Origin of the sequence: Mesorhizobium sp. LNJC405B00 (assembly GCF_000502615.1) — a bacterium.
Classification (GTDB): Bacteria; Pseudomonadota; Alphaproteobacteria; order Rhizobiales; family Rhizobiaceae; genus Mesorhizobium.
In genome coordinates, this window is the sequence record NZ_AYWC01000033.1 from 1 (window position 1) to 24,414 (window position 24,414).

Genomic DNA, 24,414 nt, shown 5'->3' on the forward strand with positions numbered 1-24,414 from the left:
TCAGACGTGTGCTCTTCCGATCTAGCGCAAGGGGGTGACGCTGACGCTGTTGTGGCAGGAGTATCGCGCCGCCCATCCCGACGGCTACGGCTACACCTGGTTCTGCGAGCACTTCGCCGCTTTCGAGCGCCGGACGAGCGCGACATTCCGCAACGGGCGCGGTGATGCAGACGGACTATGCCGGGCAGACGGTGCCGGTGATCGATCCGGCGACCGGCGCCATTTACCCGGCGCAGATTTTTGTCGCGGTGCTGGGCGCCTCCAATCTGACCTTCGCCTTTGCCAGTTCCAGCCAAAAGCTGCCGGACTGGATCGAGGGCCAGGTGCGAGCGCTCGCCTTCTTCGGCGGCGTCACCAGAGCGATCGTGTGCGACAACCTGAAGGCCGGTGTCGTCAAGGCGCTGTGGTTCGAGCCGACGCTGAACGCGACCTTTGCCGCGATGGCCGAGCATTACGACCCACCATCCTGCCGACCCGCAGCCGCAAGCCGCGCGACAAAGGCAAGGTCGAGGGCGCGGTGCTGATCATCGAGCGCTGGATCCTGGCACGGCTGAGGAACCGGTCCTTCTTCTCGCTCGCCGAGCTCAACGCGGCGATCGCCGAACTGCTCGAGGAGCTGAACAACGGGCCGATGCGCCATGTCGGCCAAAGCCGCCGCGAACTGTTCGAGGAGATCGAGCGGGCTGCCTTGAAGCCGCTGCCGGCGGCACCGTTCGAATACGCCGAGTGGAAGTCGGCGAAGGTCCATCCTGACTACCATGTCGAGGTCGACAAGACCTTCTACTCGGTGCCGCACCGGCTGATCGGGCGCACCGTCGAGGTGCGGCTCACGCACCGAGTGGTCGAGATCTTCCACGATCACCAGCGTGTCGCCAGCCATGTGCGTCGCTCGCAGCGTTCCGGCCATGTCACCGTCAATGAACACATGCCCAAGGCGCACCAGCGCTACGCCAACACCACACCGGCCAGCCTGATCAGCCGGGCGGCAAGGATCGGCCCCAATGTCGCCATTCTGGTCGAGCGCATGATGCGCGACCGGCCACATCCGGAGCAGGGATACCGCTCGGCCATGGGCATTCTGTCGCTGGCGCCGCGCTATGGGCCGGAGCGTCTCGATGCCGCCTGCGAGCGGACGCTGCTGATCAACGCGATCGCCTACTCCTCCGTCACCGCCATCCTCAAAGCCGGTGCCTCGACCGAGCCAGCTCCGCAGAACCGGCAAAGCCGACACCCCAGCACGCCAACATCCGCGGCTCCACCTATTACCAGTGAAGGAAAGGAAGAAAGAATGCTGACAAACCCCACCCTCGACCAGATGCAGGCCCTCGGTCTGGCCGGCATGGCTGCCGCCTGGCGCGAACTGGCCGAACGGAACAACGCCAACGAGCTCAGCCGTGACGAGTGGCTCGGCCTGATGCTCGACCGCGAGGTCGCCACACGGGCCGACAAGCGCGTCCGGAACCGGCTCGCCTCAGCCAGGCTGCGCTTTCCCGAAGCCTGCATCGAGGACATCGACTTTGCCGCGCCGCGCGGGCTCGACCGGCGCAGCACCATGGCGCTCGCGCAGGGTGAATGGCTGAAGGCGCATGAGAACCTGATCGTCACCGGCCAGACCGGAACCGGCAAGTCGTGGCTGGCCTGCGCCTTCGGCCGGCAAGCGGCACGGCTCGATCATTCCGTGCTCTATGTGCGCGTGCCGCGCCTGTTCCAGGATTTGGCGCTCGCCCGTCTCGATGGCCGCTTTCCACGCCTCATCGACAAACTCACCCGCGCACAACTGCTCATCCTCGATGACTTCGGAACCCACTCCCTCACCGATCAACAGCGCTTCCATCTGTTCGAAATCGTCGAGGAACGCTATCGCCGCAAATCCACCCTGATCACCGCCCAGGTCCCAGTGGCCAGATGGCATGACCTGATCGCAGACCCTTCCGTCGCCGACGCCATTCTCGACAGGATCGTTCACAACGCCCACCCCATCGCGCTCCAGGGCGATAGCATGCGAAAGCAAAAAGCAGCGCCCCTCTTGACCGGCACCGAAAACGGCGAAATCAATCATCCATGAACGCAACAAGGCACCCGAGGACCAACGCCTCCAAACTGTCCCGACATTAGCGAAACCAATGTCCGGGAATTAGCGTAACCCCTGTCCGGCTTTTGCGAAATGCGCAGAGAGGGTGCCGACTACATCTGGGCCCGACCGGCCTTGCTCGCCCGCAAATTCAGATCGGTCGAGCTGCGTGCCGGCCTCCCTACGAGCCATGCCAAGCGCGGCACCGCCTTCGACTACAACATCCCGGCTGCGTATTCCAATAATTCCGGAAGGTGATTCCGAGACGAATCGGACGCCTATTCCGACAGAATACCGGACGCGACTCCGAGACGAAACCGGACGGCTTTTAGCGCCTCCGGGTCTTTTTCGATAATTGTCGACGAACTCGTTTTCGGTCAAGCGGGAGTTGCGTCTGTGACTGGCAGGACCTTGTGTTTGCGCATGCTTTCGCCGGAAAGTTCGATGCGATAGGCGTCATGAACCAGGCAGTCGAGAACGGCATCGGCGATGGTCGGATTGCCGATCATGTTATACCAGTGATCCACGGGAATTTGACTTGTGACGATGGTGGAGCGCTTCTCGTAGCGATCCTCGACGATTTGCAGGAGATCGCGGCGTTGTTCGTCGTTGAGCTTCTCCGGCCCCCAATCGTCTAAAATAAGCAAGTCCGTTTTGGCCAGGTTCTTGAGCAGCTTCGCGTAACGGCCGGAGATCGAGGTGTCCGGAATCGCGGCCAGACATTCGCGCGTGACGTCGTCGACGATATTCAGCACACGGAAGCGCCGGCCGCAGGTGAACTGGTCATGGACGAAATCCAGCGACCGGCGCGCATTCGGCTTTGCCTCGATCAGGATCGGCGCCCGCGTGCCGACTGCTCGTCGTCTTGCCCGCCGTCAGACCCTCCTCGCGATAGAGCGGGTAGATACGGTTGACCCCTGATGCCTCGCCCTCCCGCCGGAGCGGAATGAACAGCCGCCGATAGCCAAAGCGGCGGCGTTCGTTGGCGAGCTCGCGAAGCCTGCCGCGCAGCTCTGTCTCCGGCGGCCAGCAGGACCGGTAGCGCACCATCTTCCGATCGGCGCCGACGATGGAACAGGCCCGCCGTTCCGACAGACCCATGACGGCCTGCAGATGCGCGACCCCTTGCACGAACAGGGCGGACCATAGGTCTTTTGACAGAAGCTCGCGCAAGGCCGAGGCTTCGAGCATTGGACGGCGAGCAACTTCTTCAGCTTGGCGTTCTCGTCTTCCAGAGCCTTCAGCCGCTTGGCGTCAGAGACGTCCGTCCCGCTATACTGACGCTCTGGCCGCAAAGCCACCGCTGCGACCTTTTCGAGACGGGCTCTAAGTATCCGCGCATCTCCAGCACATCTTCGCATCATGTTTGACGATCGTCGCTCTTTACCTGAGCGCTGGTGTGGAGATGTGGGGACGCCGATTGTTCCTTTTCGGCTGGAAATGGTATTATCGACCAGTCGATCAAGTCGACGGCACGCTGAAGGATCGCCTTGGTCCGCGCCGGGCTGGGGGAAGCGGCGATGACATGGCCGATACAGTCTCGGCAATCGCCTTTCCTTACGATCGGCGTCTTGGGTCCAACATAAAATTTGACCTCGGCGACACCCGATACAGCAGCCGCCCGACTGTCGCCACCGATCCAATCGAGCGTGCCATCGCGATCAGCAACTAGCCAACGTGCGACTGCAGTCTGCGAATTGCTTCCGCGTAAATTCCATTCGTCGCCGATGACAAGCTTGATGTGCTCGGTGACGAGATCGACACCGTAAGCCAGCTGAACCAATTGAGGAGCGGGTGAACCCGGAAGACGCGGATTAACTTCAATGACAACTGGGCCACGCTTCGTCCACCGGAGTTCAACGTTCGTCGGCCCCCAGCCGAGGCCGAGAGCTCGCAAACAGCTCAGCGAAACATCGGCGATACGATTATGCTTGTCATCAGCCAGCACAGCCGGATAGGTGAACTCACGATAGACGAAATGGGGTGGGCGGCAGAAGTCAAGGGCGCCAATCCCAACGACTTCATTTCCCATTATGTCAATGCTATAATGCGGACCTTGTGCGAATTCTTCGACGAGTATCCTCGGTGAAGATCGCCATATGTGCTTCCCGCCCAACAGATGGGTCGTATGTTCGGCTAGCTCGTTGACGTTGCGGCACAATCGGACACCGCTGCTGCCGCTGCCGACGGCTGGTTTAACAATCACCGGAAGGCCGATCTCAGCGGCAGAGCTTTCTACCTCCGTTGCATTTGCTGCCACGCGATAAGCAGGTAGTGGAACGCCAGCCTCCGCGAGGAGTTGACGTTGAGTGAATTTGTCGCAGCATCGTTGGATGGATGTGGGGTTCGGTCCCGGTAGATCAAAATATCGGCAGAGCTTGCCGACTGTCGCATTGACCGACTCACTAGGGTTCGGAAAGCCTACAATGCCAGCGATATCATAGGTCACACGTAGCCGCGAACATTCTCGGATCAGTTCGTCGAGATTGTCTGTATCGACACGGATTGCCTCAACTCCTTCTGCCGCAAAATAGTCGTACTGAGTTGGATCAGCCGCCAGGGCAATTGGATGAAGGCCAAGACGCTGGGCCGCTTGGACAGATAGCAGCGTATTACTTGCGCCTTCAATCAGGATGAGCACTCTTCTTGCCATTGGCTGTTCACTCCCACCTTGCGCGCTGTGCTGCGGTCTCTGCGTAGATCGGCACAGCTTTCTTGGCCTGTTTCCTGGCCGTGCCGGGCATCAGACTTTGCGGAGTAGTACCATTGTCAGTGATCTCCGGTCGCAAAGGTTCTGTGAAGTTATATGAAGTGTCTGTAGCAACCGTATTGATGACTTGGCGGTGTGGCAGGGAGCAACGAAATTTGAAGATTGCGATTTTTTTTGAAGGAGCGCGAGGCTCAGGACCCTATTAATTTGTGAGATGTGATTCACGTCTCCGTTGAACGAGGCTGTGATAGTTGATTTGTTCTGCTGAGCGAGCGTCAGATGGCTCGGATATCGCCGCATTTTCCGCTGTCGCACGGGGTTCCGCGCGTCGATGATCGGCGGGTGGTCAACGGGATCGTCTATGTGATCCGCAGTGGGCTGCAGTGGAAGGATGCACCATCGGGCTACGGTCCGTACAAGACGCTCTACAACCGTTTCATCCGCGGGAGCCGGCTTGGCGTGTTCGACAGGATCTTCGCCGCGCTGCCCGGCGAAGGTCCCAAGCCCGAGCGCATCATGATCGATGCGACCCATCTGCCAACGACGAGACCCTATATCGCCAGCGGCACAAGGTTGAGAACCTCTTCGCCGGCGGCGCATCCACACTCGCTATGACCGCTGTGCGCGGATCAATCAATGAGTCCTGAGCCTAACACTACTTTGGCAGATTTTTAGCGGAGAGGGTTCTGCGGCAGTGGGGACAACGGATTGGGGGCGGCTGCGCGAGCGCGGTGAGGATGGCTTGCCTGACGGCGGGTAGGCTCGGTTGGGGCGGCGGGCCGAGGATTCTTTTTTCCCCCTCCCGCTTGTTTGAGGCGGCGAGATTGCAGGAAGGCGTAGGCGATCATCGTCATCAGCGCGTGCCGGTGCAGGCCCGTCCATGAGCGCCCCTCGAAGTGGTCGAGGCCAAGTTCCTCCTTGAGCTGCTGATGCGCCTGTTCGCAGACCCAGCGCGCCTTGATGGCGCCTGCGATCTGCTTGAGCGGGGTGTCGGCGGGCAAGTTGGAGAGGTAGTATTTGCGCTCGCCGGTCGAGCGGTGCTCGCCGATCACCCAGACCTCCTCGCCAGGCAGATGCTGAGCGCCCATGTCGCGGATGCGCTGGGGTGGGCCATCTGCAACCCGGACACGGACAGCGGCGAAGCGCGCCGAGAGGCGGCCTTTGGTGCCACGCCGCCAACTGACCGTCCGCCATTGGGCCTTTTCCAGCATCGCCTGCGCGGCCATCGACTTCACATCGGGGATATGCCGGCGGCGCGGGCGGCCGTGTCCGGCAACCGGGAAGATCATCGCCACGTCGGCGGCATAGACCTTCTGCTTGAACGGGATACCGACGGCCCAGGTAAGGCCGCGCTCGGTGAGCGCCTGCCGGAAGGGGGCGCTCAAACCATATCCGGCATCGGCGAGCACGCAGCCAAAGCGTAAGCCGGCTGCGCGAGCCCGGTCGATCTCGGCCAGCGCGATTTCGGGCTTGGTCCTGTAGGCACGATGGTCCTCGGGCACACCGGCACGGTCGAGCCGGGCGGGATCGGAAGTCCAGCTCTCGGGCAGAAACAGCCGCAGCCCCACCATGACCGGCACTTCGCCAGAGGCCAGCGTCAGCGACACCAGCGTCTGGCAGTTGGCGTTCTTGCCAACCGCCGAGGCATATTGCGGCGCGACGCCGACCGAGTGGCGCCCCTTCTTGGGGAGCGCGGTGTCGTCCACGATCAGCCACGCATCGTTCCCGCCAACTTGTCTGTCGGCCTCCGCGAGCAGCACCTTCTCCAGCGGCGCAGCATCCCACACGCCGCTCGCGATGAAGTGGTGCAGCTGGTCATAGTTGACGCCTGCATGGCGCGCCGCCATCGGTTGGACGCTCTTGCGATCCCCAAGGCCAATCAGGCCAGCAATATAGGCCGGACACATCCGCGCACGCGTCTTGTGCCTCAACGCCGAGACGAACGGCTCAAGCCACCGCTCCAGATCGAGTTGCCAATCCCTGTTCATGGCCGGCCCCTCCAACAGCCGACCTCTCATGAATCACGCAAAACCGCTCTTGGGAATCTGGAGGGTTCTGTGAGGTCCGGGGCACAGGCGGGGCATGCGGGCTCGACGTCGGACCTCATTGCAAGCCGGATTGAACGAAGCCGCGGGCTAATCTGGCGCTATGGGGATTGTAGCCTGGAGGGGCGGTCGGGATTGTCTTCGTCGGGTGAATGAAGGGCAACCGCGATGCGACCCCAAGGGATGATGGCACGGTGGAAGGTCGACTCTTGATGGCGATCACCGCGGATTGGGTGGGGACGCCTTCTGTCGCGGGCAAGAGTGCTCGCGGTCTTGTGCGGAAAGTCAAAGGTCGGCATGCCGGCGCGGATGGCGACGGATACCAAAGCTGGTGATGTGGACCTGCTGCGTACGATCATGAGGTGTCGTCCCACAAGGGACCTGGCGGCGCTTGTCCGCAGCGCCAGAAGGCCAGCGTGATCATCGATCCTCCACAGCATGGGCAGCGATGCGCTGATGCGAGGGGCGCGGGCGTGCTTTCGACGCGCGGTTCGATGTTGTCCTGCAGCGGGTTGGCCAGCAGCCTGCGACACAGGTCGAGCTTTGCGGCGCGATGGCCGTTGGCGAGGAATCCATAATGGCGGATGCGGTGGAAGCCGTCCGGCAGGGTGTGCAGCAGGAAGCGCCTGATGAACTCGTGCACATTCAGCGTCATGAGCTTTGCCTTGCCGCCATGCTGATAATCTCTCCAGCGGAACACAAGCTTGCCGTCGGCCATGCTGACGAGCCGGGAGTTTGCGATGGCGACACGGTGGGTATAGCGACCGAGATAAGCCAGCACCTGCTCTGGCCCGCCGAACGGCGGCTTGGCGTAGACGACCCATTCGAGGCGGCGGGCCTCGCCCAGCCGGCGTCTGAACACGACGGGCAGCGCCAGTTCGGCGAGATCGCCGAAGAAGCTCAACTTGCCCGCTTCATACGCTGTCCGCAGTTCCTCCAGAAAGAGTCGGCGGAACAGGCGCGACAGCACCCGCACCGGCAGGAAGAAGCCGGGCTTGCAAGAGATCCAGCGCGTTCCATCGGGCGACAGCCCACCACCTGGCACGATGCAATGGATATGGGGATGATAATGGAGGTTCTGACCCCAACTGTGCAGGACGCCGACAAGGCCGATCTCGGCTCCCAGATGTTTGGAATCGGCGGCGATGGTGCGTAGCGTGTCGGCGGCCGCCTTGAACAAGATCGTGTAGACCGCCGCCTTGTTCTGGAAGGCGATCGCCGCGATTTGCGCCGGCAGCGTGAAGACGACGTGGAAATAGGGAACCGGCAGGAGTTCGCCCTGCCGCGCGGCAAGCCATTCCCGGCAGGCCTGTCCCTGGCACTTCGGGCAGTGCCGATTGCGGCAGCTAATGGGCGATGCCCATTAGCTGCCTTATGGGCAGATCCAGTAATGGGGAGTCGGCGACGACTTGATCACGCTCTTGCGACAGTCGCCGCCAGCCCGGCTCACCATTACGAGGTGCGCTTGAGGAGTGCTATCAGCCTGTCGGACGGCTGGAAGGCTCCCCGTCGCAGATGCGGCGGAATGATCGCCTCCATCGCATCGAGCTTTTCAGTCGGGTCGCCACGCGTGTAGACCTCGGTCGTCGTCAGCGTGGCATGGCCCAGCCATAGCGACACTTTCCGGATGTCATGCGTCGCCTGCAGAACGATCATTGCGCAGGTGTGCCTGAGGACGTGAGGCGAAACGCGCTTCTTGGCGAGACCGGGCTGCTTGCGAGCCGCGGTCGCGGCGTGCTGCTTAAGCAGATAAGCGAAGCCCCATCGGCTCAGCGGCTCTCCCCGGGCGTTGACGAACACCTCGGGCACGGCGGGCTGGCCGCGAATGGCAAGCCATGCGCGCAGTGCTGTGGCTGTGCTCTTCCATAACGGCAGTGTTCGTTCCCTCCGCCCCTTGCCGAGAACGCGGATGCTCATCGACGGCAAGTCGATGTCCTCGATCTTCAGGCCGGTCAGCTCGGATACGCGCAGCCCCGCACAGACAGCCAGGTGCAGCATGGCGCGGTCGCGGATGCCCTCCCACGTCGTGGGATCGGGCGCGTCGAGCACGGCTTGTAACTCCTCCCGCAGTAGATAGGGAACCAAGCGCGCATCCGTCTTCTTGAACGGGATCGCCAGGACGCGGCGGATCTGATCCAGTGCTGCCGGTTGCCGGTACTCGAGGAAGCGGAAGAACGACTTGATCGCCGCCAGTCGCACGTTGCGCGTCACAGCCGCGTTCTTTCGGTTGTCCTCGAGATGCTCGAGGAAGGCGCTCACCAAGCCAGCGTCGATCTGCTCCAACGTGAGCAGGGAGGGTTTGACCTTGAGCTTTTCGGCGGCGAACACGAACAGCAACTGGAAGCTCAGGGCGTAGGAGTCCTGCGTGTGCCGACTGACGCCTCGCTGGCGGGAGAGCGTCTCGCGCAGGAACGCTTCAATGAGAGGAGCGATCGGCGACTGCCGTCCCTCCGACAGGAACTCTTCGCCGGCCGCAGCGACGTCGCGCATGAGCTCAGCGGTAGCTTCGAGATACCAGTAGATCGCATAGATGTTGACGTGGCCCATGTAGGTGGCCAGCGCCGCCATATGCGCCCCGCATCGGCTTCGGCCGGCCGGGCTGCCCTGCAGCGCACGCACGGCGAACGTATGCCGCAGATCGTGCAGCCGAGGACGGCGCGTCGTCCTCGATCGGATGCCAGCTATGTCCACCAGCCTGTCGAAGAGCTCTTTAACCGCGATGTAGCGGAGTGCCCGACCACGCTTGTCGATGAACACCGGATCATCGTGCGAGCGCGGCCGTCGATGCGCCAGATAGCGTTCCAGGCCTGCTGCTGCCGTGTCGTGCAGTGGCACCAGGCGCGTCTTGCGGAACTTGGTCTCGCGGATCAGCAGGCCGTCGCCGGTCACGTCGGCAACCGTGAGCCTCAGAGCTTCTGAGATCCGCAACCCGGTGGCCGAGAGCAGCGCGATCAAGGCTGCAAAGGTGAGCGGGCGCAAGCTGCCCTTGGGCCGAAGCCGCAGCGCAGCCTCGATCAGGCGATTGATCTCGTCTGCCGAGTAGATGTGCGGTGTGCGGCGCCTCTTGCGAGCACCGAAGTGATTGGCGGGCGGCAGCTCATGCCCGGCGTCCTCGACTTGGGTGTGGCGCACGAAGCGGCAGATGGCTCTGAGTCGTGCATCGCGTTGCGCCACGGATGGCCCGAGCGCGGCCCATTCGATCGCCGCTTGCGTCTCAACGTGCGTTTGCGCGCGCTCGGCCGCGAAGGCGGCAAAGCTCTTCAGCAGGTACTCCGCATTCGACATCGCGAAGCCCGTGGCGCGGCGCAGGGCGAGATAGGTCTCGATCGCGTCCAGCATCACAGCGCCTCCGGCCAGGGCTGAGCGACCTGCTTCAAGAGCGCGACATCGGCCTTGGCGTAGTAGGCCGTCGTGTCGATGCCTCGGTGGCGGAGGACCAGACCGATCTTCTCGAGCGGAACGCCGCAGCGCAGCATCTCGGTCGCCGCGGTGTGCAGCAGGACGTGCGCCCCCTTTACCGACGTCACGATGCCGGCGCGCTTCATGACGCGCTTCATCACCGACGAGATTCCATCGCCGTTCCGGAACGGTCGGCAAGGCGCGATCGTGCGCAGGAACACGCGATCGCTACGACAGGCGGACGGACGGCATTCGAGATAGGCGGCGATCGCATCCCCGACGTCTTGCGGGAGCGGCAGGCGGACCTCGTAGCGCGCCTTGCCTGTGACCCGGAGCGAGCCCGCCTGCCACTCGATGTCGGTGAGACGGAGTTGCGCCACGTCGCCGGCCCGCAGTCCGAGGCGGGCCAACAACAGCAAGATCGCGAGATCACGTCGACGCGCACTGGTGTCACCATCACAGGCGGCGATCAACTGATTGACCTGCTCGGCCGACAAATATCGCGGCATGTCGGCAAGCTGCCAATGGGCGTAAGCTGGAACGGCGTTGTCGAGACCCGCCTGACAGCAGCCTTCGACTGCAAGGTATCGCAGGAATGGCCGTAGGCTCGTCGTCATCTTCTCGATCGTGCCGCTGCCGCACTTGCTCGCGTGTTCCATGAAGTAGCCGCGAACATCGGCCGGACTCCAGCCAGTCGGGGCGGATCCGAGCGCTATCACTATGCCGGCAGCGTCGCGAGCGTAGAGCCTGATGGTGGCATCAGATGCCCCGCGATGCTTGCGCAGCCAGGCCTTGAAGTCGGTGACCAACTTGGGCTCGGCGGGCGCCGTTACCACGGCCGCGGATCGGCAGACGCCGACCTCGATAAGGTGCCGTCGAAAGAGCCGGGCACCGTAGATGGTGTGGTGGTTCCGCCGGCCGCCTCTGACGCGCGGACACCTGCAGCTGCGCAGGTGCTCGCTGAAGGCCGCCAGATCGATGTCTCCCAGGCTCACGCCGCGCTCGATCATGATGTGGCCGGCATGGGCTGCCGCCCGCAAATAGCGCACGGCCGTGTCTGGGCTGTAGCCTTGCCGTTCGAGTGATGCTGCGAAGCCGTCGAGGTATGGCCCGCTTGGCCCGCTCCGCAGATGCCCCAGAATCTTCGATGCCGAGAAGTAGGTCTCCAACATGTTCGTCCCCGTTTGTGACCCCCATCAGTGGCCAAGTCGATGGGGCCGCGAGCACACCCAGTTATGGAGACAAGAAGCGCCGAGATTCACAGAAAATGTCAGCGACGCCACGCCGACTCCCCATTACTGGATCTGCCCATAAGGCAGGAATTGTAGGCGACGCGGATCGCCCCGCAGGACCGGCAGCCCTCGACATGGCCGCCCAGTTCGGCGGTCCGGCATAGCTCGATCGCGCTCATCACGCGCCGCTCGACGCGCCCGAGATGGCCGTCATGGGCCTGCCGATACGCCTCGCCGTGGCGGCGGAAGATGTCCGCCACCTCCAGTCTCGTCGACATTGGCGGAACCGGTCAGCCCGGCGGCACAACCTCAATGGTCAGCCGATCGAGCGGGCTTTCCGTCCGCCGAATGAGACCGTTCGAGACCTTCGTGTAGCGCGCCGTGCTCGACAGGTTGTTGTGGCCGAGCAGCACCTGGACGATGCGGATGTCCGTACCGTTCTCCAGCAAATGCGTGGCGAAGCTGTGCCTGAGCGTATGCACCGTCACGCGCTTGTCGATGCCGGCAGCCGCACGCGCCGAGCGGCACGCCGAATAGAGAACCTGCACATCGATGGGGCGGTCGACGCCGCGCCCGGGAAACAGCCAGCCCTGCGGCTTCGCCAGCCGCCAGTAGACCCGCAGGATGCGCACAAGCTGCGCCGACAGCATCACGGTGCGGTCCTTGCCGCCCTTGCCGTGATGGACGAGGATCACGCCGCGTTCGCTGTCGATGTCGCCGACCTTCAGCCCGACGGTCTCCGAGGCGCGAAGTCCCGCGGCGTAGGCCGTGGTCAATGCCGTTCGGGTCTTCAGGCTCGGCACCGCCTCCAGGAACCGGACGACCTCGTCGGCGCTCAGCACCACTGGCAGCGTGCGTGGCGAGCGGGCGTAGACGATCCGCTCCGGGATCTCGGCATGGCCCAGCGTCACGCCGTAGAAAAACCGCAGCGCGCACACCGTCTGGTTCAGCGCCGGCCACGAGACTCCCGCCGAAACCAGATGGACCTGGAAGGCGCGGACGTCCTCAAGGCCGAGCCGGTCCGGCGAGCGGTCGAAATAGCGCGAAAACTTGGCCACCGCGTGCACGTAGGATCGCTGGGTGGCCGGCGACAGATTGCGGATCGTCATGTCCTCGATCATGCGTCGGCGAAGAGGGCTCAACTCGGCCATCTCAAACTCCTGTTCTCAAGATTGCGCTTCAACAGCCGCAATCCTTCAAAACAGAAGCGTCATCCGCAAACCCACGCACAAAATGACGCGTCAGCGGCTTCGTTCAATCCTCAAAACGCTCCCAGAACTAAAAAACTGCCAAAGTAGTGCTAAATGTTTAGTCCCGGCATTTGCTGGAGCGGATCGAGCAAACAAGCATGTCAGCCGACCTTTAGTGCTGCGCCGCCAGCGTATCTTGTGCCATCACTCACCAGACAGCATCACCTCGGCAGAGACCGGCGGCTGGTCCGGATTTCATATTGGCGCCTGCAGGTAGTCGCGACCGGGAAGACTACCTGTTCAGTCCCGGCATTTGATGGATTGGATCAATGATGAATCGATCCGGGTCTGAAGTCCATCGCTTGCAGATGAACTCGTACGGTGTGAGGCCCTTCAGCGTCTTTAGCCTGCGGCCGAAATTGTAGGCGTCGATGAAGTCCTGAAGGTGGCGCTGCAGTTGTTCATGGCTGTCGTAGTGGAAGCGCTTGACGGTCGCGTCCTTGATGGTTCGGTTCATCCGTTCCACCTGTCCGTTATCCGGTATGTGATCTGTGGTGCCTTTTCGTCCTGCTGTTCTTGTTTTGGAACGGCCTTATGGTGAGCCCATCCGGGACGTGGGGCACCGGGAGCACGAAGGTGCAGGCAGGCCGTCAATAGACCGTGGGCTGAGAGCCCGAGCTCGTTACATGGCCGCCCCTCGCGACTTTCCCGGATGCGCTGCAAGCGCGGATCAGTAGATGTCGTGTTGCCCGCCAGCTCCCGTCTTTGACCGAGCCAAGAAGGAGGAACGGGCATGCGCATCATTGGACTGGATATCCATCGTGCCTTCGCCGAGGCGGTAGCTTGGGAGGACGGCAGGCTCAGGCGGCTGGGTCGTGTCGACATGCGGCGCGATCTGCTGGATGCCTTCGCCGCAAAGCTGTCATTGGATGATGTCGTGGTGATCGAGCGATGGGCAACGCGTCCTCGGCCGCCGCAGTTGTCGCGCCGCATGTGAAGAAGGTGGTGATCGCAAACCCCAAGCAGGTGCGCACCATCGCCTACGCCAAGATCAAGACGGACACGATCGATGCCAGCGTTCTGGCGCAGCTCTATGCCAGCGGCTTCCTACCGGAAGTCTGGATTCCGGATGAGCCGACGCAGGCTCTGCGTCGACAGGTGACACGGCGCAATCAGATTGTCCGACAGAGATCTCGATTGAAGAACGTCATCCAGTCGATCCTTCATAGCCACCTGATCCCGTCCTCCCCGCATGCCGACCTGTGCGGCACTAAGGGCCGGTCATGGTTGAGCGAGCAGTTCGTACCACAGGACGAGCGCCTCGCGATCGATCGGCATCTGCGCGAGTTCGACCGATTGGGCGAAGACCTCCAGGTCATCGAACGCGATCTTGCCCGCTCGGCTCTCGCGGATGAAGGCGTGAAGCGGCTGATGACCATTCCCGGCGTCGACATGACCGTCGCGCTGGCGATGAAGGCGGCGATCGGCGACGTGTCGCGCTTCGACGATCCGTAGAAGCTCGTGAGCTATCTCGGGTTGAACCCAAGCGTCCGACAGTCCGGGCCAGGTCCGGCCTACCATGGGCGGATCACCAAGCAGGGCCGTGGTCATGCGCGCGGCATGCTCGTCGAGGCGGCCTGGGCGGCCGCTCGTACTCCCGGACCGTTGCGAGCCTTCTTCCTGCGCGTGCGAGCCCGGCGCGGACAGCATGTCGCGGCCGTGGCAATCGCACGCAAACTCTCTGTCATCTGGCATCTGTTGATGAAGGGCGAGAGTTACGCGTGGGCTCGACCCTCCCTGCATGCCAAGAAGCTGCGCGATGTGGAACTCAAGGCCGGGAGCAAGGCCGTGCGCGGCCAAAGGGGAGCCGCGCACGCCTACAACATAAAGAGCCACCGGGAAGAAGAGCGCCGCTGGGTGGAGCAGGCCGAGGGCGCCTATGTATAGAGCGGCGATCTAGGAGAGACCTCGCATTGCCTCGCCTGGCATTTGTCGAGCAGAAGAATGGCGCGGTCGTGCGTAAGATCGTTGGATATCGACGCTTCGAGGGACTGCAAGCCACACGGGAGCTAGCCAAGCTTTATTCCTCGATGCGGTTGTTCATCAATTTCTTTCAGCCATCATTTAAGTTGAAAGAAAAGCATCGTGACGGAGCCAGGGTGGTCAAGCGGTATCATCGTCCCGCCACGCCCTATCAGCGGCTGCTTGACGATGCACGCACGCCGGAGGATACGCGCCTTCGCCTCAAGGCGATGTACCTGACGCTCGATCCGGTTCGGCTGCTGCGCGACATACGCCTGGCACAAGAGAGGTTGGTCGACATCGCCGACAAGCCGGACGGCTCGGCTGCCGCCGACGGCGAGGCATTGCCGCTCGAAGACTTTCTGTCCGGGTTGCGGATTGCGTGGCGTGGTGGGGAAGTGAACCCGACCGCCCGCCCCAAGCCGGCGGTCAAGCGAGAGCGGCGCAGACCCGATCCTCTCCTTGCTGTCACGGCCGAGCTTGAGGAATGGTTCGAGGCAGAGCCTTGGCGAACGTCACGAGAGTTGCTTGAACGCTTGCAGGTCAAATATCCCGGCGTGTATCCCGACGGCCTCATTCGAACCGTGCAGCGTCGAATGAAGATCTGGCGCAGTACGCAAGCCAATGCGTTGGTGTTCGGGCCATTCGCCGATGCCGCGCGGACGGAAATTGTAGAGGTCGCGCAGTGAGATCATCCCCGAGCAACACAGGATCGGCAGAGGCTAAATCTCGGGAACAATCAGTGAGGCAATCGAGAACATCCGAGTGAGGCAACGGCATTGTTCTTTGGGAACACTCTTGGGTGAGGCAATACGAATCTCATCCTGATCGCCGCGCCGCAGCTCGCTGCGATAATTAATTGCGATAATTAATAGGGAGCCGCCTCAGTGTGCGCTCTCCCATCCGAGATGTTCGGCCCAGTCGTTCCTTGCCGCCCGTAGAGCGCTGAACCGGCGTTAATCCGACCCAGGCAGCGAAGTCACGGCCCGATCGGAACGTCTCCGCTGGCGGCGCGAGCGCCTCTATGGCGGTGGCGATCAGGGGGCCGATCCCAGGCACGCTCATCAGACGCCGAGTCGCGTCGTCGGCTTTGGCGCGGGCAGAGATCTCCGTATCCAGCGCGGCGATTTGGTTCTGCAGATGGCGCAACCCCTCGGCGAGGAGGGCAAGGCAGGAGCGAGAAGCTTCCGGCACACTCGATGTGGGATCCTCGATTTGAGCGATGAGGCGTCCGATATGGAAAGGTCCTTGCGGCGCGATCAGGCCGTATTCGGAAAGATGGCCGCGGATCGCGTTGATGAGTTGAGTGCGCTGGCCGACCAGGATATCACGGGTCCGGAAGATCACGGCGGAGGCCTGTTTGGCTTCGCTCTTCACAGCCACGAAGCGCATGGTCGGGCGCTGCGCCGCCTCGCAGATCGCCTCCGCATCGGACATGTCGTTCTTCTGCCGCTTGACGAAAGGCTTCACATAGGCGGGTGCAATCAGCCGCACGGTGTGGCCGAGCTTCCCGATCTCCCGACCCCAGTGGTGGGCACCCGGGCATGCCTCCCTTGCCACCAAACACGGTGGTTGGGCGGCAAAGAAAGCCAGCACCTGGTCGCGCCGCAGCTTCCTGCGGAAGATGACCGCTCCGGCAGAGCTCGCTCCGTGTGCTTGAAAGACATTCTTGGCCAGATCCAGGCCGATGGTGCTAACTTCCGTCATGGGGCGCCTCCTTTAAGTGGCTGAGAACACCTCCACTCTGGCACATCGATGCCGTCGGGGGCGTCCACATGGGGTAATCGCGGGAGCGAAGTCGCCCTGAAACCAATCATATTCTTGGAAGGTGGCTGTTCCCCGATAAGATGGAAATACGGGCTCACGACCTGACGCCGGGCCCAAGCATCTGATGGAGAACAGCCATGGAAGAATATATCGGTCTCGACGTGTCGATGAAAGAGACAGCGGTGTCGATCCGACGTGAAGGCAAGCGCGTCTGGCGCGGGAAGTGCGCCTCTGATCCAAAGATCATTGCCGAGCTTATCCGCAAGCGGCGCCAGCCGCCAAACGCGTGGTGTTCGAGACTGGACCCCTTTCCGTCTGGTTCTATCACGCGCTACGCACGGAAAGGGTGCCAGCGATCTGCATCGATGCTCGCCATGCCAAAGCTGCGCTCGATATGGCGGCGAATAAGACCGACGCGAACGACGCCGACGGTTTGGCGCATCTTGCAGAGGTGGGATTCTTCCGTGAGGTGCGGGTGAAAGGATTTGACAGCATGCTGACCCGCACGCTTGTGGCGGCACGCACCCGGCTGGTCCGGATCACCACCGAACTTTCCAACCAGATTCGTGGAATCATGAAAACGTTCGGGCTGCTCGTTCCTGCAGGTAAGGGAACCACGTTCGAGAAGAACGTTCGGCGCCTTCTTATCGATCACGAGGAACTTGCTCTCATCGTGCTGCCGATGTTGGAGGCCTGGCGCGGCATTCGCATCCGTGCCGCCGAGCTTGGGCGCCAGCTCGTCGCAGATGCACGTCAGAGCCAGGCATGCCGCATGCTCATGTCGATCCCTGGCATCGGCGCCATCGCCGCAACCTCATTCGCCACTGCCATTGAAGATCCGGGCAACTTCAAGACGTCCCGATCTGTTGGCGCCTGGATAGGCCTAACGACGCGCCGCTACCAATCCGGAGAAGTCGATTATCGGCCATATATCCCGACGCGGCGACCGCCATTTGCGAGGGCTTCTCTACGAAGCGGCGTCGGTTATTCTGACGCGTAGCTCAACCGAGAGCGCCCTGCGGACATGGGGTCTCCAGCTCCGGGAGAGGATCGGCTTCAAACGAGCCGCCGTGGCTGTGGCGCGCAAACTGGCGGTAATAATGCATACGATGCTTAAACCGGCGAGCTCTTTAATCCGAATGCAGGAGCCACAAAGTAAATCCGGATAGCGTTCAGAATCTGAACGCCTGAGGCGTCCCTGCCGGGACGTGAGCCGAGCCATTCCGCTGATGGGGTTGCACCGCTGACTCAGCAAAGTGCGTCGTCCACATTGAAGGCTCGTCCCGCGAAGCTCCATCATGCGGCGACCGATGTTGACCGCGAAGACAACCGTGTACCCGGCCAACGCATCTCCAAGCGCGAAGATGCTTGACGTCCCCACCGCGATTAGACAACAACCCCATCACTGGAAGACCACGACCTTCACCGGAGCGCTGCGGCTGACGGGCATGACTGCGCCCTTCGTCTACGACGGCGCCATGAACGGTAACGTGTTCCTGGCCTATGTCGAGCAGGTGCTGGTCCCTACATTGTCGGAGGGCGACGTAGTCGTCATGGACATGTGTGGACGCCCCGTTGGTGCAAGAAGAATTTTTCGAAGAGCGCGGAGCGTGGTCGGGTGCTGACATGTGTCCGGCCTCTGTTGCGGCTGTCACATGCCGCGGGCCCGTATGGGAGTTCGCGGATCGGGTCCAATTCAACCTGGCGCGCTCAAGGCGCGTATCCATGATCTGGTTTTCCCGATCCCGTCTCGTTGACCGTTGCGCCATACTCTCCGTTCGACCTTCTCACACCATGGCAGCCCGCTCGAGGAGCGGACTATCCTGCTATGGCCGGCGTTCGATAGGTTCCGCCTTTGGCCATTAATGCCCACACGATGCGCGCCGTCTTGTTGGCCAAGGCGACGATGACCAGCATGGGTGGCTTGCGCTCAAGCATCCGCGAAAGCCACGGATCCCCGGTCGACCCCTTCCGCATCGCCCAGCGCACAGCGGCGCTGGCCCCAATGATCAGCAGCCGTCGCAGGGTTCGCTTCTCGCCGAGCTTTTGCTTGCCGCCCGAAGAACGTTGCAGCGGCCTTAGTCCGAGCCATGCCGCGAAGTCCCGGCCTCTCTTGAAGGTCTGAGCGGACGGGGCCAACGCGGCAAGCGCCGTCGCGGTGATCGGTCCTATACCGGGAATCGTCATCAAGCGCTTGGCTTTCGCATCCTCTCTGGCGCGCCGGCCAATCTCTCGGTCGAGCTCGGCCACTCTCGCATCCAGCGACCGCAACTGCTCAACGAGTAAAGACAGGATCGGGCGGGCGGCTTCGGGGACAGTGGGGTCCATCTGCTCGATCGCCGTAACAAGTTTAGTGAGGTGGAAGAGGCCTTGCGCAGCCACAAGTCCAAATTCCGCAAGATGGCCGCGTATTGCATTGATCGTCTGGGTCCGCTGGCGAACCACAAGATCGCGGACGCGGAACACAATGGCCGCGGCCTGTTGCTCTTCGCTCTTCACCGCCACGAAACGCATGGTCGGCCTCTGGGCCGCTTCGCAGATCGCTTCCGCGTCGGCTGCATCATTCTTTTGCCGCTTGACGAAAGGCTTGACGTAGCCCGGAGCGATCAGCCGGACGCCATGACCCAGTTTCGCGATCTCCCGCGCCCAATAATGGCTGCCGGCACACGCCTCCATCTCCACCGTGCAAGCCGGCTGCTCAGCTAGGAACCGAAGCACGTGATCGCGGCGCAACTTTTGCCGTCAGGCCGTTTGACGATTTCGAGCGGGAAGGCGCCCAATCGGCCTGCGTAGCCGGCATTGAGCCCATGAGTTCTGATCGATTGCGCGCTGGTATTAAACCTTGTGGCTTGGCGACGCAGCATGTTAACCGTATGCCGACAAGCTCAGAGCCCTTGGCCTGCAGGTGTCATTTATCCGCGTCGAGCTGTGAGACGCATGGATTCACGGCTGTTCGAACTTCGACCTGATGCGACGAGTGTCAGGTCAACCGGTGCGCTCATATGGCGATCTAGCATGATCCGGCCGGCAAAACGACAGCAACCGCCCAGTTACGAAACCGCAGCACGAAATTAACAAAAGATAACCCCATTTTCTGATTGATTGCCCATACTCCCGCCCATTCGACGTCACCGCGAGATCGCCGCGCAAGAATGGAGGCTGCTGTCATGGCAATTGTTAGCCACGGGCGTACATCTGTGCGCGCCTGCGGAGAGCCCGCTCAGCGATATACCGACTGTGGCTGGGACCATAGCAACAGCAGAATGGTCATGCTTGAGCGGGCCAGGACCATCATCCGCCGCGAGGCTGCTGCGTTGGAAACCCTTTCAAACAGGATCGACGAGCATATCTGCGTGCTCGCGGACTACATCCTTTGTTCAACTGGCGCTGTCGTAGTGTGCGGTATCGGCAAGTCGCGACTAGTTGGAGAAAGGATCTCCGCGATACTCGCATCGACTGGCACGCGATCGATCACACTGGATCCGGTCGATGCCTTGCATGGAGATCTCGGGCGCGTGTGTGCCCAGGATATCATTCTCGCCCTCTCCAATTCTGGCGAGACTGCTGAACTTCTGCAACTCATCCGCGCTGTCCGGCAGCTTCCTGTCATTGTTGCCGCGATCACGGGACGCGCCACCTCGTCGCTGGCGCTGGCTGCCGACGTGGTGCTCGACATCGGGCCGATGCAGGAAGCGTGCGCATTTGGTCTTGCTCCGACCACCTCGGCGACGGCTATGGCGGCAATGGGAGATGCCCTGGCGCTTGTCCTGCAAGAGCGGCGTGGGTTCACGCGCCAGGATTTCGCACGTCTTCACCCGGGTGGAAGTCTCGGACGGGAGCTGATGCGAGTACGCGACCTGATGTGGCCGCTTGAATTGATTCCTGTGTTCCGGCCGGATACACCACTGTCGCTGGCGCTCTTGTCGATGTGCCGCGCCTCGCGAAAGTTAGGTGTCGCCGCAGTCGTCGGCGAGGGATGTAAGGTCGTCGGGATCTTGATTGGAGAGTCCATCGGTCGATTAGTCGAGCGTGGCGCAATTCCCGACCTCAATGACCCGGTGGAACGGTACATGCAGCAGCTGTTTACCACAATCTCCGGGCACGCACTTCTCGATCAAGCCGCGCAGCTCTTCCGTCGGCACGAAATCGAGCTGATGCCCGTGCACGATGATCAGGACAGGTTCGTCGGCCTAATATCTCGTCACGACGTGCTGAACCCATCTTGAGTGATGAAATCTTGTGCAAGTGGCGATCATTCGAGGGACGGTCTGGCGTCGTTTCTCTTGGAGGCAATCTGGTTCACAGCAGGACTTCGATGATGCGCGCGTTGGCGGATGACTTCGAGATTGTCTACCGGTCCGAGCGGCCTCAAGATGTCTACTGCTACACGCCGGGCATTGTCGTGACGGTGAGCCGCAGAGTGATAGCGACCTTTGATCTCGGCGGTGACGGGGTCAGGGATCTGCTCGGGCCGAAGGGATCTCGCGCCGGCGGTACGCGCTTCGGAATGGGCAAGGTCTATGTGTCCGGCGATGGGGGCCGTTCCTGGACTGAGCGATGCACGTTTCCATTCTGGCATGCCCGGCCGTTTATAGCTGGCGGGCGGCTCTACATCCTTGGTCACGCTGGCGACCTCATGATCATAGCCTCCGACGATGAAGGGGAGACATGGAGCGCGCCGGTCGCGCTAACCTCGAACATGAAATGGCACGGGTCGTCCTGCAACGTGCACTACGCCGATCGATACGTTTACCTCGCCTTGGACGAGCGACGCGATCACGCAATCGAGGGATGGAATACAGCCGGTTTGGCACCGCGGGTGTTGCGCGCGAGAATTGACCACAATCTCCTTGACCCCAAGAGCTGGACTATCTCGGAGTCCCTTGCGTTCAACGAGATAGTATCGTCCAGCGATTTCGATTTTTTTGGCGTCCCGTTCTATAGCACGCCAGTCCGAGCTCCGGCCGAGCTCGCATCGGGACGCCTCTGCGCACCGATGGGCTGGCTTGAACCGAATATCGTCCGGTTCCATGATCCCGCACATCTGTGGCACGATTTCGCCGGGCGCACATTGCACCTCTTCTTGCGTACGAATACGGGCGGAACGGGCTATGCTGCTCTGGTCAAAGTTATTGAGCAGGATGATGGTCGTCTGACCACGGCATTGGAAACCATGCCGTCCGGAAAAAGGGCCTTCTTCATCCCATTTCCGGGAGGTCATCTGAAATTCTTTATGTTGTATGATGACAAAACTCAGCTTTACTGGTTGCTGAGTTCACAAGCAACCGACTCGATGGTGCGCCTTACGCACATGTCGCAGGTGCGTTACAATTTGCCGAACAATGAGCGCCATAGGCTGCAACTTCACTTCTCCAGAAACTGCATCGACTGGTGCTTTGCCGGACTTGTCGCCGCGGGTCAGACGGAGCGTCACGCGCGGAACTACGCGAGCATGGCGGTCGACGGCGATGATCTTCTCGTGTTGTGCCGGTCAGGGGATGATGAGGGAAGGGATCCACAATATTCGAACTTGATTACGTTCCATCATGTCAAGGATTTCCGCAATCTCGTCTATTGATCTTTCGCATTTTGAGAGTGGAGGAAACATGCTCAGAACTTCGAGTCCGGTCGCCATCATCATTCCGGCCCGCTACGGCTCGAGCCGCTTCCTTGGCAAGCCGCTTGCGATGATCACTGGCCGCACGATGATCAATCGTGTCTGGTCTTTGGCCCGTGCCGTATCTGGCGTAGATGAGGTCTGCGTCGCCACAGACGATGAGCGCATTGCCGACCATGTCCGAAGCTTCGGTGGTTACGTGGTGATAACCCCGAAGGAATGCACGAACGGCACCGAGCGGGTGCTGAGAGCAGCCGAGATGCTCGCCACAGCGCCTGCCGTCGTGGTAAATCTCCAAGGTGACGCTGTCCTCACGCCGCCTTGGGTAATTGCCGCTCTGACCGACGAGATGCGCCGCGACCCGACAGTGGAAATTGCTACTGCCGCGGTGCGGATGGACAAGCGCAGCTATGAAGCCTTGCGCACGGCCAAAGAGCACGGCGAGGTTGGAGGTACAACAGTGACCTTCGACCGGCGCGGCAACGCCCTCTATTTCTCGAAATCCATCATCCCGTTCGTGCGTAATGATGGACACGATAATGATGCGCTTCCGTTGCCTGTTTTTCGTCATATCGGGCTTTACGCGTACCGCTACGAAACCCTGTGCCGATATGTCAGTTTCGAACCTGGTCCCCTCGAGCATTCTGAGAAGCTTGAACAATTGCGTGCGCTCGAGCATGGGATTCCTGTCCGGGTAGCCGAGGTCGACTACGGTGGCCGGACGCACTGGGCCGTCGACAGCTCGGATGACTTGAAGCGCGTTGAGGCGATCATCGCCGAAGAAGGCGATCTCGTTGAGGCTTGAGGCAGATTGGCGATGTGATCTGCAACACAATACTGAGCGACCATCATCCATGAAGCTTATCCTCAGCCGTCACGGCAACACGTTTGAGCCCGGCGATAAGGTGGTGTGGGTTGGCCGCAGAACCGACCTACCGCTCACAGCACAGGGCCGCCGCCAGGCTCTGCATCTTGGCAACGCTCTGCGCCAGTCGGGTGTTATGCTCGGTGGACTCTATTGCGGACCGCTGCAGCGCACACGTCAGTATGCCGAGATCATCGCGCAGCGGATCGGTGGCACGCCCCTGCCGATTGTCGATTCGCGCTTAGCCGAGATCGACTACGGTGCATGGGAGGGTTTGAGCAGTCAGGAGATCATAGCGCAATTCGGGAGGGAGGAGTTAGAAGCCTGGGAATGCAGCAGCACGTGGCCCGCCTCGCTTGATTGGAGCCCTTCCGAGGCCACGTTCGCACATGGTGTCACGGCATTTGTGAAGCACCTCGCCCGGATGGAGGGAGAGGTTAGTGCGGTTCTCGCCGTGACCAGCAACGGCGTGCTGCGCTACTTCCTGCGGCTTGCCAGCAATACGCTCAAGGCCAAAATGGAAGCTCGGGGTGGCAAGGTCGCCACAGGTCATGTCTGCATTCTTGAGGTACGGAACGGAAACTGCTGGGTCCGCGCTTGGAATATTGCACCAGATCGGGACAGTGTGTCAGATTTATGTAGTGAGGCGCCGTAAATGAGATCAACCGGTACCTAACTGGTCATTGAGCGTCGCGACTTGCTATTGACCATCGTTTCGACTGGCGGGACTGTCAGGCATTCTGTGCGCAGACCGGTTTCGTCATGTTGCTGACGAACGTCTGGCCTAAAGCGACAGTGAAGTGGGTCCTGGCCTCAAACCATTCGCGCGGCGGTCGTTTCCATTCCTTGGCCGCATGGTTCAAAACCAGAGATAGCAGCTTCCTCGCCGCGTCTTCATTGGGGAAGTGGCCCCTGGTGCGAACGGCGTGGCGCAGCTTCGAATTCAGTGCCTCGATAGCGTTGGTGATGTAGACAATCCGACGCACTCTTTCGTGGTAAACACCCGTACACCAGACTGCTGATCGACTCGGTCCCCGACCCGGGCGAACGGCAAAAAAATGACCCGGCCCATTCCCGGTGATCCCCCAACTTGACCAATTGACCAATCGACCGCCAAGCTCAAGCACTGGTTGCAAAAAGCGGCAAAGCGAACCGTCGAAGCCGTCCGCGACGCAATCAGCCAAACTCTCAATCGTGTTCACGCTACACGAATGCTTAAATTGTTTCGCAAACTCAGGGTATGACCGGAGTAATCTCATCGCGCCTAGATGCCGTAATGGGCCGACGCTGCGGTGGTCTGTCGGCGATGTGAATGCATGCGGCAGCGAGGGACGCCTGGAGGCCGAGGTTGGCGCGGCTTCCATCATCACGCCACGCTCGCGATCGCCGCCTACGGATTCCTGGTCTCCGAACGGAGTCTGATTCCCCTCTCTGCGCATTTCGCAAAAGCCGGACAGGGGTTACGCTAATTCCCGGACATTGGTTTCGCTAATGTC

11 protein-coding genes and 13 pseudogenes are annotated in these 24,414 nt (G+C 61.4%); 10 read left to right on the forward strand and 14 right to left on the reverse strand.

What is annotated here, in order from left to right; translation table 11 throughout:
• Positions 1-1,288 precede the first annotated feature (1,288 nt).
• Entirely contained in the window at positions 1,289-2,065 is a 777-nt protein-coding gene (gene istB / locus X756_RS0135875) for an IS21-like element helper ATPase IstB (protein WP_031239656.1), read from the forward strand.
• Between the two features lie 383 nt (positions 2,066-2,448).
• On the opposite strand, the pseudogene X756_RS1000000169560 reads toward istB, so the two are convergent.
• From X756_RS1000000169560 to X756_RS1000000168350, 3 genes and pseudogenes are all read right to left on the reverse strand, one after another.
• A pseudogene (locus X756_RS1000000169560) lies at positions 2,449-2,760 on the reverse strand (ATP-binding protein); the annotation flags it as partial.
• Positions 2,755-3,357: pseudogene (locus tag X756_RS1000000169150) on the reverse strand (IS3 family transposase); the annotation flags it as partial. The pseudogenes X756_RS1000000169150 and X756_RS1000000169560, both read right to left, overlap by 6 nt.
• A gap of 74 nt (positions 3,358-3,431) precedes the next feature.
• Positions 3,432-4,724, reverse strand: a complete 1,293-nt coding sequence (locus tag X756_RS1000000168350; RefSeq protein WP_084569998.1) for an acetyl-CoA carboxylase biotin carboxylase subunit family protein — start codon at positions 4,722-4,724, stop codon at positions 3,432-3,434.
• 336 nt (positions 4,725-5,060) lie between these two features.
• On the opposite strand from X756_RS1000000168350, the pseudogene X756_RS0135885 reads away from it, so the two are divergent.
• Positions 5,061-5,318: pseudogene (locus X756_RS0135885) on the forward strand (transposase); the annotation flags it as partial.
• A 134-nt stretch (positions 5,319-5,452) separates the two neighbouring features.
• Here the strand turns inward: X756_RS0135885 and X756_RS137440 are convergent.
• The 8 genes and pseudogenes from X756_RS137440 to X756_RS137420 all read right to left on the reverse strand — a co-directional run.
• On the reverse strand, positions 5,453-6,769 hold the full coding sequence (locus tag X756_RS137440; protein ID WP_023731737.1) for an IS701 family transposase: 1,317 nt from the start codon (positions 6,767-6,769) through the stop codon (positions 5,453-5,455).
• A 412-nt stretch (positions 6,770-7,181) separates the two neighbouring features.
• Positions 7,182-8,174, reverse strand: a pseudogene (locus X756_RS137435) (IS91 family transposase); the annotation flags it as partial.
• Between the two features lie 104 nt (positions 8,175-8,278).
• Positions 8,279-9,316 carry a tyrosine-type recombinase/integrase gene (locus tag X756_RS1000000169565; protein ID WP_050589324.1) on the reverse strand — a complete coding sequence of 346 codons (1,038 nt, stop codon included), beginning with the start codon at positions 9,314-9,316 and terminating at the stop codon, positions 8,279-8,281.
• A gap of 21 nt (positions 9,317-9,337) precedes the next feature.
• Positions 9,338-10,165 (reverse strand): annotated as a pseudogene (locus X756_RS1000000169570) (tyrosine-type recombinase/integrase); the annotation flags it as partial.
• Positions 10,165-11,397, reverse strand: a complete 1,233-nt coding sequence (locus tag X756_RS01000000166255; protein ID WP_023731740.1) for a tyrosine-type recombinase/integrase — start codon at positions 11,395-11,397, stop codon at positions 10,165-10,167. The gene X756_RS01000000166255 and the pseudogene X756_RS1000000169570, both read right to left, overlap by 1 nt.
• 143 nt (positions 11,398-11,540) lie before the next feature.
• A pseudogene (locus X756_RS137430) lies at positions 11,541-11,735 on the reverse strand (transposase zinc-binding domain-containing protein); the annotation flags it as partial.
• A gap of 12 nt (positions 11,736-11,747) precedes the next feature.
• Positions 11,748-12,608, reverse strand: a complete 861-nt coding sequence (locus tag X756_RS137425; protein ID WP_031239665.1) for a site-specific integrase — start codon at positions 12,606-12,608, stop codon at positions 11,748-11,750.
• A 331-nt stretch (positions 12,609-12,939) separates the two neighbouring features.
• Positions 12,940-13,182 (reverse strand): annotated as a pseudogene (locus X756_RS137420) (integrase core domain-containing protein); the annotation flags it as partial.
• Positions 13,183-13,440: 258 nt separating this feature from the next.
• Here X756_RS137420 and X756_RS01000000166260 point away from each other — a divergent pair.
• Both X756_RS01000000166260 and X756_RS137415 read left to right on the forward strand, forming a co-directional pair.
• A pseudogene (locus tag X756_RS01000000166260) lies at positions 13,441-14,594 on the forward strand (IS110 family transposase).
• Between the two features lie 38 nt (positions 14,595-14,632).
• Positions 14,633-15,358, forward strand: a pseudogene (locus X756_RS137415) (transposase); the annotation flags it as partial.
• Between the two features lie 181 nt (positions 15,359-15,539).
• Here X756_RS137415 and X756_RS137410 read toward each other — a convergent pair.
• A pseudogene (locus X756_RS137410) lies at positions 15,540-16,376 on the reverse strand (IS110 family transposase); the annotation flags it as partial.
• Positions 16,377-16,573: 197 nt separating this feature from the next.
• Here X756_RS137410 and X756_RS01000000166265 point away from each other — a divergent pair.
• Positions 16,574-17,595 (forward strand): annotated as a pseudogene (locus X756_RS01000000166265) (IS110 family transposase).
• Positions 17,596-17,833: 238 nt separating this feature from the next.
• Positions 17,834-17,995, forward strand: a pseudogene (locus X756_RS1000000169155) (IS630 family transposase); the annotation flags it as partial.
• A gap of 259 nt (positions 17,996-18,254) precedes the next feature.
• Here the strand turns inward: X756_RS1000000169155 and X756_RS137405 are convergent.
• On the reverse strand, positions 18,255-19,169 hold the full coding sequence (locus tag X756_RS137405; protein ID WP_023731751.1) for an IS110 family transposase: 915 nt from the start codon (positions 19,167-19,169) through the stop codon (positions 18,255-18,257).
• A gap of 536 nt (positions 19,170-19,705) precedes the next feature.
• Between X756_RS137405 and X756_RS137400 the strand changes: the two genes are divergently transcribed.
• From X756_RS137400 to X756_RS137385, 4 genes are all read left to right on the forward strand, one after another.
• Entirely contained in the window at positions 19,706-20,662 is a 957-nt protein-coding gene (locus X756_RS137400) for a KpsF/GutQ family sugar-phosphate isomerase (RefSeq protein ID WP_023731752.1), read from the forward strand.
• An 89-nt stretch (positions 20,663-20,751) separates the two neighbouring features.
• Positions 20,752-22,014 (forward strand): sialidase family protein, encoded by a 1,263-nt coding sequence (locus tag X756_RS137395; protein WP_023731753.1) that lies wholly within the window; start codon positions 20,752-20,754, stop codon positions 22,012-22,014.
• 28 nt (positions 22,015-22,042) lie between these two features.
• Positions 22,043-22,858: a 3-deoxy-manno-octulosonate cytidylyltransferase gene (gene kdsB, locus X756_RS137390; protein ID WP_023731754.1), complete on the forward strand. Its 816-nt coding sequence runs from the start codon at positions 22,043-22,045 to the stop codon at positions 22,856-22,858.
• A 49-nt stretch (positions 22,859-22,907) separates the two neighbouring features.
• Complete coding sequence (locus X756_RS137385) at positions 22,908-23,573, forward strand: histidine phosphatase family protein (protein ID WP_023731755.1); 666 nt, start codon at positions 22,908-22,910, stop codon at positions 23,571-23,573.
• A 76-nt stretch (positions 23,574-23,649) separates the two neighbouring features.
• On the opposite strand, the pseudogene X756_RS137380 reads toward X756_RS137385, so the two are convergent.
• A pseudogene (locus X756_RS137380) lies at positions 23,650-23,904 on the reverse strand (transposase); the annotation flags it as partial.
• Between the last annotated feature and the right edge of the window lie 510 nt (positions 23,905-24,414).

Bases quoted from the DNA above. Each gene is read 5' to 3' on its own strand.
- X756_RS137395 (WP_023731753.1), top strand. From the start codon at position 20,752: ATGATGCGCGCGTTGGCGGATGACTTCGAGATTGTCTACCGGTCCGAG.
- X756_RS137400 (WP_023731752.1), top strand. From the start codon at position 19,706: ATGCTTGAGCGGGCCAGGACCATCATCCGCCGCGAGGCTGCTGCGTTG.
- X756_RS01000000166255 (WP_023731740.1), bottom strand. From the start codon at position 11,397: ATGTTGGAGACCTACTTCTCGGCATCGAAGATTCTGGGGCATCTGCGG.
- X756_RS137440 (WP_023731737.1), bottom strand. From the start codon at position 6,769: ATGAACAGGGATTGGCAACTCGATCTGGAGCGGTGGCTTGAGCCGTTC.
- X756_RS137385 (WP_023731755.1), top strand. From the start codon at position 22,908: ATGAAGCTTATCCTCAGCCGTCACGGCAACACGTTTGAGCCCGGCGAT.
- X756_RS137425 (WP_031239665.1), bottom strand. From the start codon at position 12,608: ATGGCCGAGTTGAGCCCTCTTCGCCGACGCATGATCGAGGACATGACG.
- istB (WP_031239656.1), top strand. From the start codon at position 1,289: ATGCTGACAAACCCCACCCTCGACCAGATGCAGGCCCTCGGTCTGGCC.
- X756_RS1000000169565 (WP_050589324.1), bottom strand. From the start codon at position 9,316: ATGCGCGACGTCGCTGCGGCCGGCGAAGAGTTCCTGTCGGAGGGACGG.
- kdsB (WP_023731754.1), top strand. From the start codon at position 22,043: ATGCTCAGAACTTCGAGTCCGGTCGCCATCATCATTCCGGCCCGCTAC.
- X756_RS1000000168350 (WP_084569998.1), bottom strand. From the start codon at position 4,724: ATGGCAAGAAGAGTGCTCATCCTGATTGAAGGCGCAAGTAATACGCTG.